General features: G+C 43.8%; 11 protein-coding genes. 4 read left to right on the plus strand and 7 right to left on the minus strand.

Translation table 11 applies throughout. From position 1 onward, the window contains the following. Nucleotides 1-60: 60 nt before the first annotated feature. Together B2746_RS01615 and dtd are read right to left on the minus strand one after the other, a co-directional pair. Nucleotides 61-420 (minus strand): nucleotide pyrophosphohydrolase, encoded by a 360-nt coding sequence (locus tag B2746_RS01615; RefSeq protein ID WP_290790233.1) that lies wholly within the window; start codon nucleotides 418-420, stop codon nucleotides 61-63. 76 nt (nucleotides 421-496) lie between these two features. After that, nucleotides 497-949: a D-aminoacyl-tRNA deacylase gene (dtd, locus tag B2746_RS01620; RefSeq protein ID WP_290790235.1), complete on the minus strand. Its 453-nt coding sequence runs from the start codon at nucleotides 947-949 to the stop codon at nucleotides 497-499. 19 nt (nucleotides 950-968) lie between these two features. On the opposite strand from dtd, the gene B2746_RS01625 reads away from it, so the two are divergent. Continuing rightward, the gene (locus tag B2746_RS01625) at nucleotides 969-1,748 is read left to right on the plus strand and encodes an MbnP family protein (protein ID WP_290790238.1); all 780 of its coding nucleotides are present in this window, start codon (nucleotides 969-971) and stop codon (nucleotides 1,746-1,748) included. After that, nucleotides 1,745-2,731 carry a cytochrome-c peroxidase gene (locus B2746_RS01630; RefSeq protein ID WP_290790241.1) on the plus strand — a complete coding sequence of 329 codons (987 nt, stop codon included), beginning with the start codon at nucleotides 1,745-1,747 and terminating at the stop codon, nucleotides 2,729-2,731. Before B2746_RS01625 ends, B2746_RS01630 begins: the two co-directional genes overlap by 4 nt. 45 nt (nucleotides 2,732-2,776) lie before the next feature. On the opposite strand, the gene B2746_RS01635 is transcribed toward B2746_RS01630, so the two are convergent. Beyond that, nucleotides 2,777-3,427 carry a hypothetical protein gene (locus B2746_RS01635; RefSeq protein ID WP_290790244.1) on the minus strand — a complete coding sequence of 217 codons (651 nt, stop codon included), beginning with the start codon at nucleotides 3,425-3,427 and terminating at the stop codon, nucleotides 2,777-2,779. An 86-nt stretch (nucleotides 3,428-3,513) separates the two neighbouring features. Between B2746_RS01635 and B2746_RS01640 the strand changes: the two genes are divergently transcribed. Further along, nucleotides 3,514-5,007 carry a lipopolysaccharide biosynthesis protein gene (locus tag B2746_RS01640; RefSeq protein ID WP_290790247.1) on the plus strand — a complete coding sequence of 498 codons (1,494 nt, stop codon included), beginning with the start codon at nucleotides 3,514-3,516 and terminating at the stop codon, nucleotides 5,005-5,007. 101 nt (nucleotides 5,008-5,108) lie between these two features. Here the strand turns inward: B2746_RS01640 and B2746_RS01645 are convergent, their stop codons facing one another. Then, entirely contained in the window at nucleotides 5,109-5,747 is a 639-nt protein-coding gene (locus B2746_RS01645) for an MBL fold metallo-hydrolase (protein WP_290790250.1), read from the minus strand. A 70-nt stretch (nucleotides 5,748-5,817) separates the two neighbouring features. On the opposite strand from B2746_RS01645, the gene B2746_RS01650 reads away from it, so the two are divergent. After that, nucleotides 5,818-9,294, plus strand: coding sequence for a hypothetical protein (locus B2746_RS01650; protein ID WP_290790252.1), 3,477 nt, complete (start codon nucleotides 5,818-5,820; stop codon nucleotides 9,292-9,294). 48 nt (nucleotides 9,295-9,342) lie between these two features. Here B2746_RS01650 and creD read toward each other — a convergent pair whose 3' ends face one another. From creD to B2746_RS01665, 3 genes are read right to left on the minus strand one after another with little or no spacing between them, the layout of a single operon-like run. Next, on the minus strand, nucleotides 9,343-11,136 hold the full coding sequence (gene creD / locus B2746_RS01655; RefSeq protein WP_290790254.1) for a cell envelope integrity protein CreD: 1,794 nt from the start codon (nucleotides 11,134-11,136) through the stop codon (nucleotides 9,343-9,345). A gap of 36 nt (nucleotides 11,137-11,172) precedes the next feature. Next, nucleotides 11,173-11,469, minus strand: a complete 297-nt coding sequence (locus tag B2746_RS01660) for a winged helix-turn-helix domain-containing protein (RefSeq protein WP_290790256.1) — start codon at nucleotides 11,467-11,469, stop codon at nucleotides 11,173-11,175. Between the two features lie 12 nt (nucleotides 11,470-11,481). Further along, complete coding sequence (locus B2746_RS01665; protein WP_290790258.1) at nucleotides 11,482-12,099, minus strand: hypothetical protein; 618 nt, start codon at nucleotides 12,097-12,099, stop codon at nucleotides 11,482-11,484. Nucleotides 12,100-12,159 lie beyond the last annotated feature (60 nt).

A 12,159-nucleotide genomic window follows, 5' to 3' on the forward strand; every position in this document is an offset into this window, starting at 1 on the left:
AATCTTCCTTCTCACCGGTCGGGTGCCACCGGTCGGGTGCCACCCGACCGGTGAGAGGGATTACTGCAGTTTGGGGTTGGAGCGATGGCGATCCTGGTCGCGGGTATTTTTTTTGGCGATGTTTTTCGCAAGGGCGGCGCTGAGGTCTACGCCGGTTTGGTTCGCCAGACAAATCAGCACCCAGAGGACATCGGCCATTTCATCAGCCAGATGATCACCAAAATCAGCCCCCTTGCCAGGACTCTTTTCCGATTCCTTGAAGGATTGCTCTCCGTATTGACGAACCATCAGCCTGCTCAGTTCCCCCACTTCCTCCATCAAAATACCCAGATTCGTGAGTTCATTAAAATACCGCACCCCTACCGTGCGGATCCATTCATCCACCTGCTGCTGTGCTTCTCTTATAGTTATTTCTTTCATATGCTACTTTTATTCACCGGTCGGGTGCCACCGGTCGGGTGCCACCGGTCGGGTGCCACCCGACCGGTGGAGGGAGTTATTCCTTGTTTTTGGTGTCGATGAGGATGGTAACGGGGCCGTCGTTTATAAGGGAAACCTGCATATCGGCGCCGAAAACGCCGGTAGAGATGGGTTTACCCAAATCGGCCTCGAGCCGGGCAATGAGTTTTTCATAGAGGGGCACCGCCACAGGTGGCTTACTAGCACGGATATAAGAGGGCCGGTTGCCTTTCTTCGTGCTGGCATGCAGGGTAAACTGGCTCACCAGCAGCAAATCGCCCCCGGTTTCCAGCAATGAACAATTCATCACCCCGGCAGCATCATTAAAAATCCGAAGCTGCACAATTTTAGGACTCAGCCAGTTGATATCCTCGTCAGTATCCAGATCCTCTATCCCAACCAGGACCAATAAACCCGCACCAATAGCTGCTGTTTGCTTTTCGTCGATTTCCACGGATGCCCGTCGAACCCTTTGTATAACTACTCTCATTAATTTGTACCTTTCCTGTGTGAGAATCGAAAATAGATATTCTGTACTGATCCTGCTCTGCTGGACTCTATTGATTTTACCATCCTGTCAAAAAAATATAGGGGATGAAAATCCGGCAACAGCCCATCTCGAAATCCGATTTCACCCACAACTGGATGGCTTCCCGCTAGAATTAGGCAGCACTTACCAACTGCCAACCGGGGAATCCTTCGAACCTACCGTTTTCAAATTTTATACCGGCAATATCGCGCTTCAGCAAAATGGAGGATCGCTTATTTCAACTACTAAGGATCCCTATTATTTAATAAATGCGGCCAGTACTGAAGAACTAATTCTTCGTACCAGCATTCCGGAAGGAAATTATACCAACCTTGAATTCTTATTAGGAGTTGACAGCGCAAGAAATGTGAGCGGAGTTCAAAGCGGTGCACTTGATCCGGTCAAAGGCATGTTCTGGACCTGGAACAGCGGTTACATTTTTGCCAAACTGGAAGGAATAAGTCCGCAATCAACCATTCAGGGAGATCAGGTTGAATACCATGTAGGCGGATTCCGGGTCCCTTATAATGCAGCTCAAAAAATAAGGCTGGCAATCCCAAGGTATGGCAACTTTCAATTGAAAGCCGGACAAACCTGCATCATCGATATTGATATTAACCTGGAAAACTGGTTCACGGGACCCTACCCGTTAACCATTGCAAGTCATCCTGTTTGTATGACACCGGGGGAATTGGCCTGGAATATTTCCCGCAATTTCAGCGGACTCTTTTCCGTTACCAATCTCAGCATTGAAGAATGAAAACCATTTTTTACATCTCGGTTATCCTGCTTTTATTTGCGGTTGCGCAATGGGGTATCGGTTGTTCAAAAAAAGACACGGATGGAAATAAACTCAACCTGATTCAATTTCCGAAACCCGCCGACTGGCCTGATCCTGTTTACGATTTCGCATCCAATCCGCTTAGCAAAGAAGGCGTAGCGCTTGGGAAAAAATTATTCTTTGACGGACGCCTTTCGAAAGATGGCAATTTCCCCTGCGTAAGCTGTCATCAGCCCTTTGCAGCATTCGCTACGTTTGAACATGATTTCAGTCACGGTTTTAATGACCAGTTTACCACGCGAAATGCACCCGGCTTATTTAACCTGGCCTGGCATAGCAGTTTTCATCATGATGGCGGGATTACCCACCTCGATTTGCAACCGCTCGCACCGATTACAGCTCCCAATGAAATGGCAGAAACCGTTCAGGGAGTCTTGGATAAACTGAATGCAGACGCAGACTATCAAAAGCAGTTTGCCAAAGTATTCGGTACCCCCGAAATCAGTACGGCGAATATGACCAAAGCTTTATCGCAGTATATGCTGATGCTGGTTTCCTCCAATTCCAAATACGATCTGGTGAAACAGGGAAAAGCCGGTTTTGATGTAAATGAAGAAGCCGGTTATGCTATTTTTCAGGAAAAAAAATGCACTACCTGTCATGCAGAACCGCTTTTTACCAATCTTGCATTTGAAAGCAATGGATTGCCATTAAATCCATCTTTAAATGATTTGGGGCGGATGAGCATCACCGGCAATAAAGCCGATTCACTGAAATTCAAAGTTCCCAGTCTGCGAAATGTAGCACTCACTTTTCCTTATATGCATGATGGCCGTTTCTGGAATCTGCAGGATGTATATGATCATTATAATAAAACCATTCCACTTTCCTCTGTTGAACGGTCACTATTAACTGAATTTCTCAAAACGCTGACAGACGAGAAGCTGGTGAATAATCAATAGTGAATGGGGTGAATGGAGTGAATGGGCGATCCGATTTTTCACGACTCAGTTTTCTCCTCTCGATTTCCTCCGGCTTCTTACAGCTTCCAGGGCAATGCGCTCTTTTTCCAGTTCAGCCTGTTGGGCTTGCAGGGCGGTTGAGTTTTCCGTAATTTTTTCTTCCAGTTGTAGTTTTCTTTTTGCCAGGTCGGTACTATCGCTTAATAAAGAATTATATTTTTTCTCTGCTTTTTTTATGAGTTCTTCCTGCGCCAATATATCCAGATTCAGCTGGTGTTCTTCCACATCCGGAACCAGATTATTCAGAAACTCTCTGGCATCTTCCACTCCATGCTGATCCCCGGCAGCTTTCGCTGTAATCACCTCATTCGGTTTGGTAACCACCATATATACAACAGCGGCTTCTTTCTCTTTTCTGCTTTTACGCTCCACTTTCAGGTAGGCATCATAGCGATCATTCCCTGCCTGCACATTCCGATATACTTTATAATCCTTTGAACTTGCCGACTTATGTCCTTTTTTATTGAAATGTTCTTCAATTGCGGCTTCAATTGTTGAAGGTGCATAAGGCAATTCAATTACTGCAGCAGGCAATTTTGATTTCTGGTATTCAGCAATTCCCTGAACAGATTTGGCCTGTCCGTTTACCAGAATGGCAGAAATTAAAAAGCATAAAATGAAGCTGATCTGTTTCATAAACAAAGTTTTTCGTCATTCAAAGGTACAAAAAGCAGGCTGCCTGTTGATTTCCGTTTATTTTTGTTTCAAACAACCAATAGCCATTGAGTGGAATTAAAAAGTTAGCCGGACAAACAGTCTGGTATGGCGTACCCACCATCGTTGCACGATTCATGGGATACCTGATGAATATGGCCCTGCCCTTTTTATTTGAGCAGCCGGCTGTAACAGCAGATATCACTCAGGTATATGCGATGATTCCCTTCCTGAACATTCTCTTCACCTACGGAATGGAAACTGCCTATTTCCGATTCAGTCAGGATAAAGATAAAAACCAGCTTTTTAATACGATCTCTATTTCGCTTTTCGCCACCAGCCTGGTTTTCGTGCTATTGCTGTATTTCAACCGATCCACCATTGCCGGCTGGGCAAGTTTGACCGAACATCCGGAATACATCAATTTTATGATCGGCATTTTACTCTTCGATACCCTTTCCACCCTACCCTTTGCTAAACTCAGGCAGGAAAACCGACCGAGAAGATATGCCTTCGTACGACTGCTCGGAATTGTAGTAAATGTGCTGATTGTTTTATTCTTTCTTGGCTTCTTACCCTCTTATATAACCGAACATCCGGATAGTCCGCTTCGGCTCATCAACCAACTCGATATTGGAATCGGCTGGTACCTGATTGGAAATCTTATTGGCAGTATACTCACCTTTCTCCTCCTCCTTCCTGAACTCCGACAGTTTCAATGGAATTTTGATTTGGCCTTATTCAAAGAAATAATGGCCTATAGTTATCCGCTGATTATTGTTGGTTTGGGCGGGATGATTAACGAAGTATTGAGCCGCCTCATTTATCAGCATGTGGTTGATTTACCGGAAGCCGAAGCCAAGCATGAGTTGGGCATTTTTGCGAATGTATACCGGCTTTCTGTACTAATTACCATTTTTATTCAGGCTTTCCGGATGGCCGCCGAACCTTATTTTTTCAGCCAGTCAAAGGAAGAGGGTGCCCAAAAAGGCTATGCCCGCGTGATGAAATTTTTTGTGCTTGCCTGCTGTTTTATGTTCCTGCTGATCGGCCTCAACCTGGATTTTTTAAAGTGGGTCATCACCCTGAAATCGGCTGCCTGGGGCGATGGGATTTATATTGTACCAATACTTGCCATGGCCAATATTTTCCTGGGAATCTATTATAATCTGAGCATCTGGTTCAAACTAACGGGAAAAAATCTCTATGGTGCTTATATAACCATTATAGGTGCTGTCATCACCATCGTATTAAATATTCTGCTCATTCCTACACTTCATTACCTGGGTGCGGCACTGGCAACATTTGCCTGTTATACTGTGATGATGGTATTGAGTTATTACTGGGGACAACAATATTACCCGGTTCCTTATGCGAAAAAGAAACTCATCTCCTTTCTGGTGCTGGTGACACTGATTGTGCTGCTGCACCGGCTTATCCTGATGGCCTATTCGCCGCTTTGGTTCAGTATTGCCACCGGCCTCCTGCTCTTCCTTGGATTCACCTATTTTGTGAGCAAAGTGGAAGCAAAAGAGATAAGAAAGGTGAAAGGTGAAAGGTGAGAGGTGAAAGGATAGAAGTGAGAGGTGAGAGGTGAAATTAAGGCTCTAATTTTTCACCTTTCACCTCTCCTTTCACTTTTCACCTCTCACGTCTCACCTTCTCACATGAGAAACGGATTCATCCGTTTCTCAAACCCTATTGTTGTACTTTCTCCATGACCGGGATAAACCCGAACAGCATCCGGCAGGACGAACAATTTTTCCCGGATACTGTTGAGCAATTGCTGGTGATTGCCTCCGGGAAGATCCGTACGACCAATGCTTCGGCGGAATAACACATCCCCGCCGATCAGGAATTGTTGCTTTTCGCAATAAAAACAAATATGTCCGGGTGAATGTCCGGGTGCTTCAATAACCAACAATTCATCTTCCCCAAGCAGCACCCGATCGCCACCGCGTAAATAGTGGAGCGGGCCATCATAGTTTTGGAAAGGCAGGTTCCACCGTTTCCCTGCTTCCGGCGCATAATCCAGTACGATTTTTTCGGCTGGATGCAAAAACAGGGGTAAACCCCAGGTTTCATGAACAAATCGGTTACCAAAAACATGATCAAGATGACAATGGGTATTAAGCAACTGTTTGGGATGAAGATTCGTAGATGTAATAAAGGATTTCAGCTGTGCTTCTTCGCCCTGGTGGTAACAGCCGGGATCGATGATCAGACAATCGCCAGCTTCGTTATATAACACATAAGTATTTTCTGCAATGGGACTGAATTCAAAAAAATGGATTGTTAACATAGCTGTATTATTTGGGATGGATTTCCGGGTTACCCCTGAAAACCATAATTTTAGACCACAATCACCGGGTATGCAATTTCCGAAGAATCATTTGTTTTTGCGCGTTTGTACCAAGCTATCTCTGATTTTAATCCTTTTCCTATGGAATGGTATCACCCCCTTACGGGCACAGGTGAACATGGTGGAATTTGGAAAAAACAGGGTCCAATTCAAAAAGTTCAAATGGCAATATTATCAAACCGACAATTTCAATACGTACTATAGCCAGAAAGGGGAGCCACTGGCCAAAACTGTTGCCCAACTGGCCGAAAAGGAATTGCCGGAAATGGAAACCTTTATGGAATATGGCCTTCAGCGCCGCGCCAATATCGTACTGTATAACAGTTTCAATGAGATGCAGCAGACCAATATTGGTTTAACCACCGATTGGCAGGTGAATGGTGGAAATACCAAACTGGTTAATAATAAAGTGGTGGTTTACTATAACAGTAACCATGAACATATGCGGATTCAGGTTCGCCAGGGTATAGCAAAAATTCTGCTGGATAATATCCTCTTTGGCGATGACCTGGGTGAATTTGCGGCCAACCAGGCCCTGCTTGATCTTCCCAAATGGCTCACCGACGGATTTGTTTCCTATGCTGCAGAAAACTGGAGTACCCAACTGGATGACCAGTTGAAATCAGCCATGCTATCCGGACGGTACAGGAATTTTTATCAGTTTGCGTTTGATCAGCCGGATCTTGCCGGACATGCATTCTGGCGATATATTGAAGAAATTTACAAGAAAGACAATACTAAGTATTTTCTTTATCTCGCACGCCTTTACAGAAACCTGAACGGTGCTTCCAACAGGATTGCCAAGAAAAAATTCAAGGAAGTGCTCTCCGACTTCATGACCTATAATGAAGACAAATACTACAAGGATATTCGGGGTCGTCGGAATAATCCCAAAGGCACAATGTCTGTTGTGGAGGAAGTAAATAAAAACCTCGACTTCTATAATTTCACGCCCAATCCTGTTGCCAGAAGCCAGGCCTATGCCGTGGTGGAATACAAAAAAGGATTACAGTGTGTACTTTTCTATGAAGATTATGTGACCAAGAAAGTGCTGTTGAAAAACGGTATACGTAATGCAGAATCCAGACAGGATCCTCATTATCCGCTTCTTGCCTGGAACGGGAAAGGAAACAAATTACTGGTTGTATATAATACAGAAGGTAAAATCAGGATGTTTACCTATGATATTTTCTCCCGGATCAAACGGGATAAACTGGTGCTTGATCAGTTTGAACAAATCCAGGATGTAAAATTCATGAACGATGATAATACCCTCCTGCTGAGTGCTGTAAAAAATGGACAATCGGATATATTCACCTTCAAAATTGATCGGGAAAGAGAAGAACAGATTACCAATGATATCTATGATGATCTGGATCCGAATTTCGTAAGCTTCCCTAATAAAATGGGTATCATTTACGCTTCCAATCGTCCGTCGGCAGATGCGCCATCAACCGATACGGTGCTGCCTTCCAATTACAAATACAATATTTTCCTGGTAGATAATTTCAATAAGAGCGAATTCAAGCAGATTTCACAACTGAGTAAACTCCGTTATGGAAATGCGCGGAATCCAACACAATACAATACGAATCACTTCACGTTTACGGCGGATGAAAATGGGATCAACAACCGTTTTGCCGGCTTCTTTTCTACCACCAGAGCTGGTGTGGATACCATCTACCAGATTGGGGATGATATTCTTCGGAATCCGGAATACCGCGACATTGATTCGCTTTTGAAATTCTACGACAAAACGGAGCCGGATACTATTTATACTTTCTCCATCACCAACGATTCGGCCTATGTATTTCCGATCACCAATTATCAGAGTGGTTTGAAAGAAACTAAAGCTGCAGGTGATGCTGATATAGTGAGCGAAATGCGTCGGGAAGGTGATTTGCTTTTCCTGTATAAATTAAAAGTGGATGAGAATACCCTTCGGAAAAGAAATATAAATCCGCGTCCGACAGATTTCAGAAAACGAAATATTGACCAGTTGCGAATGGCAACAGGTCCGGCCGCACAATTCCAACCGGCTCCATCGACGGATAGTTCAAAAACGGTTCCAAACGTTGAGTTTGAATCGGAGTTTGCGGATGAAGCGGTTGATTCAGCTGCCATTGCACGTAACCGGCAAAGGCGTGAGGAAGTGCAGGAAGCCTCTGTTTTAAAGAAGGCTGGGCGTTTTGATTATACCTGGAAATTTTCTGTTGATCAGGTTACCGGTTCGCTCTTTAATAATGATGTGCTGGTAACCCGATATGAACCCTTCACCGGATCATTGCCAATTAACAGCAGTGCCAATAACGGTTTTAATGGTATGTTCAAAGTAACGGTGTATGATCTGATGGAAGATCTTCGCTTTACCGGAATGTTCCGTTCTCCGTTGATTAATACAGCCGGACAGGGATTTCCTATCAATGTGGGGCAACCGAATGTTTTTGTTCCAGGTTCACAGTCATTGTTTAATTCAGGATCTGAATACCTGGCGAGAATTGATTATTTGAAACGCCGGTTTGATTATACTGCACTTTATTATCGTCGCACCGATGTTGGTTCTGCCGGACTCGGTGGTGGTATGTTTGCTCCGGCTAAGCTTTTTACCAACTTATATCAATTGGGTGTTAAATATCCATTCGATAAAATACGGAGTCTTCGTATCAATGCAGGCGTTCGTTCGGATAAAGTAGTGGTGAAAGCAATTTCTGATCCTCCGGAAACCCTGCTACTGGATGACTCCAAACAGACCTATGGTTTGTTACGTCTGGAATATGTACACGATAATTCCATTCAGAAAACCACGAATATCATGAATGGATTGCGGTATAAGGTTTACCTGGATTATAATACCCAACTGGCCAATACCAATAAGGATATTGCCGGCCGCACTACCTTCAATTTTGGATGGGATGCCCGTTATTATTACCCTATTTTCCAGAATTTTATATGGGCTGGTCGTGCTGCGGCCGACTTCTCCTGGGGTGATAAAAAAATCGTGTATTACCTGGGTGGACAGGACGGATGGTTGTTCCCGAAGGCGAATAATGAAGTACAACCTCAGGATCCGGATTATGCATTTCAGGCACTTGCAGTTAATATGAGAGGACACCGGCAGAATATAACCAATGGTAATAATGCGGTGGTAATAAACAGTGAATTCCGCTTACCGGTATTCACCACCTTATTGAAACGTCCGATCAACAATGCTTTCCTCCGCAATTTCCAGCTTGTACAATTTGTGGATCTGGGTACTGCATGGAATGGCAGTTATAATGGCATTCAGCGTCCGTCCAGAGTGTATCAGGAGGGAAATGTACAGGTTAAAATCAAAGCCGGTGGTGTTGGTCCGTTTGTAGGTGGCTATGGATTTGGTGCCCGCTCAACCCTACTTGGTTATTTCCTGCGTCTGGATACCGGTTGGGAAATGAATGGCGTGTTCAAAGGAAAACCGATCTGGCATTTTGCCATGGGAATTGATTTTTAATAACGACCAATAAACGAATTAAAAAAGCCGGCAAGTGCCGGCTTTTTTTCATGCAGGATACCAGTTGATTTTCCGGGTCCCAAACATAACCAAAGCAAGTATGATGAAAAGTCCGATACTTCCCACCAGTAAGGCAGTATCTTCCAGACGAACCAATACAAATGCAAAAAGATACAGGCAGCTCAAAACCAAACCAAATAAGGAGGCTGTTTTCCAACTTTTGAAATGTGCGCTGGCGTAAAATGTAATCAATCCTATTGTGGCAACAGCAGCAATAGCATAAGCGGAATCAAAGGCTATAAATTCACTTAGAGAAAGCAGGAGCGTGTAAAAAACAGAAAGAGCTATTCCGATTAAAACATACTGAATTGGGTGAACCGGTTTTTTCTGCATCAGCTCTATAACAAGAAATAAAGAAAAAGTAAGCCCAATAAACAGAATGGCATACTTGACACTGCGTTCTGTTTTGGAATATTGATCAGCCGGTTGCACCATCGATACACCAAATGAAAAATCTTCCTCATTGAATTCTGCATCACGCATGATGGTACCAAAGGGCAGGTTGGCTTTGCTGAAGGACCAGTTCGCAGTAAATCCACCGTCTTTTACCAGATGTTCTGCAGGTAAACTGGTACCATCAAAAGATGGGCTGGGCCAGGAAGACGCCACAGCATAGGAACTATTTCCTGCCAATGGAATAAAATGAAGCTGCTCACTACCCTTTAGTTTTACTTGTGTTGAAAACTCGAGTCTGGACAAATCAATCCCCGTTAAATCAACCGGTGCTGATAAGCCGGTTTTCAGCACTTCTTTGTTCGGTAAGCCGGGAGCCAATTCCAATTTCTGTTGCCCGATTTGAACCAGCACTTTTTCTTCGATTCCTTTTATATCGGATAAGCCCAGGCAAACGCTGGCTTCTTTCCAAAGAACTTTTTCTACACTGATATCTTTGGGTAGCTGAATTGTAAAATGACCATTGAATTTTGTATCAGTGCGATACAACAAGACATCGTAAATACTTCGTTTCCGTACTACCGGATTAAGTTCACTACCAACTTTCAATTCCTCTGGCAGTAGAATAAGTTCTTTCCTGATTTTCACTTCTTTGCCTTTATCATTTTGAAACTGTGCTTCATACGGAAGTACAAGAAAGAGTCCGGATAATTTTTGTGCACCGGCCCAACGCTGGCTTACTTCCCGAACGATTTCCTGTTGTCTTCCTTTTCGTTCCTGTACAAGGCTTGAAATGAAGAGCGTGGGTACCATCATCAGCAGGATGAGTACACCGGTAATAATCCCCTTAAAAAGAATGGGGGAATTTGATTCAGCGGGTTTGTCCTCTGCAGGGACATTCAATTGTTGTTCCATACTTGTTTGGTGAGTTGTATAATTGGTTGAAGAATGAACAGGGAAAAAATCAGTGGAAAGAAGTTCGTTGATATCAGATCGTGTGAGATAAGATCCAAGAATAACTGAAGCGATCAGCGACGCGGTGATTGCCAACCACCAGGCCCACCGATATTGATGGTCGAATATTCTGGCAATTTCCACAGCAACCACAGAATAAAATAGAAGGATAACAAAAAGCAGCAATACAAATAATTTCAAGCGTTGTCCATAAGCTGGTATGAATCGGAGAATAAGGCTGGTTCCAATAAATAATCCGACCACTGCTGGCAAGCTGACAATTATAGTTATAGGCAATGTTAGAAGGAAAAGCACCCCTCCACCACCACCTTGTGCCAGCATCATTTCCAACATTAATAAACCGCCAAAGCAAAGGGCTGTTTTAATCCAGATGGAAGCGGCCAGACTGGCTGAATGAGATATTATATTATTCAAAGCACTTTGTTTTACAAAGTTTAAAGACAAAAAAATTTATTGCAGGGATCTGATCATTTTTTCGAGTGCATCAAGATGTTGTTTGAATGCTTTTTCACCGGCTTTGGTAACTGAATAAGAGGTATTCGTTTTTCTTCCGATAAAACCTTTCTGCACTTTCAGAAAACCATTGTCTTCCAGGGTTTTCAGGTGCGAGGCAAGATTTCCATCAGTTACACCGATCAGTTCTTTCAGTTCATTGAAACTGACCTTTTCATTCACGAGCAGGGAACTCATGATACCGAGGCGAATACGGCTATCAAAAACTTTATTTAACTGTTCAATTGGATTCATTTCAGTCGCTTCTTATTTCCGTTCGTATTTCCACCACATAGTGAAACCGTATACAATGTGCAAGATACCAAATCCAAAGGCCCAACCAACTAAACCATTAGTTGGAAACCATAAACAAAACAAACCGGTAAGCACCTGACCATATCCCAGAAAGCGGATTTCACCCACGGTATACTTACTTCCATTAATAAGTGCAAGGCCATAGAATAGAAGTGAGCAGGCTGCCACCAGCGAATAGTATTGAAGATCCATCAGGCGCAAAATGAAAATTCCGCCTACAACCATTGGCAACATGGTGCTCCACATCAATTTTCGGGCGGAGGGGCCCCAAATGGCAACACCTTCTTTTTTGGATCGGGCATAGGTGAAAATGAAAGCCAGTGCAAGGGCACTGATAAATACCAGTGCGGCAACCACCAGCAGGTCCTGTTTCAGGCAAGCCGGGCAGGCAGCTGAAGAACCATAGGCATGTTTATAATAGGATTTGATGTACCCATTGGCCACGAAGGCACCGGCAAGGGCGGAACATCCGGCAGCCACTCCACTCCAGCCACTCAGGCTGATAAAACGGCTGCTTTTTTCCATCATCTGGCGGATTTCCCGCAGGTCGTGAAACGAACTTGTTTCCATAGTAACTAAAGCACTTTGTGATCCAAAGTAAATAAACGGTTTCCAAACCGCAAAATTTTC

The sequence above is a fragment of the Flavihumibacter sp. UBA7668 genome (assembly GCF_002483205.1).
Lineage (GTDB): Bacteria > Bacteroidota > Bacteroidia > Chitinophagales > Chitinophagaceae > Flavihumibacter.

Coding starts and splice junctions, on each gene's coding strand:
- dtd (WP_290790235.1), bottom strand. CDS start 949: ATGAGAGTAGTTATACAAAGGGTTCGACGGGCATCCGTGGAAATCGAC.
- B2746_RS01645 (WP_290790250.1), bottom strand. CDS start 5,747: ATGTTAACAATCCATTTTTTTGAATTCAGTCCCATTGCAGAAAATACT.
- B2746_RS01660 (WP_290790256.1), bottom strand. CDS start 11,469: ATGAATCCAATTGAACAGTTAAATAAAGTTTTTGATAGCCGTATTCGC.
- B2746_RS01665 (WP_290790258.1), bottom strand. CDS start 12,099: ATGGAAACAAGTTCGTTTCACGACCTGCGGGAAATCCGCCAGATGATG.
- B2746_RS01615 (WP_290790233.1), bottom strand. CDS start 420: ATGAAAGAAATAACTATAAGAGAAGCACAGCAGCAGGTGGATGAATGG.
- B2746_RS01635 (WP_290790244.1), bottom strand. CDS start 3,427: ATGAAACAGATCAGCTTCATTTTATGCTTTTTAATTTCTGCCATTCTG.
- B2746_RS01630 (WP_290790241.1), top strand. CDS start 1,745: ATGAAAACCATTTTTTACATCTCGGTTATCCTGCTTTTATTTGCGGTT.
- B2746_RS01650 (WP_290790252.1), top strand. CDS start 5,818: ATGCAATTTCCGAAGAATCATTTGTTTTTGCGCGTTTGTACCAAGCTA.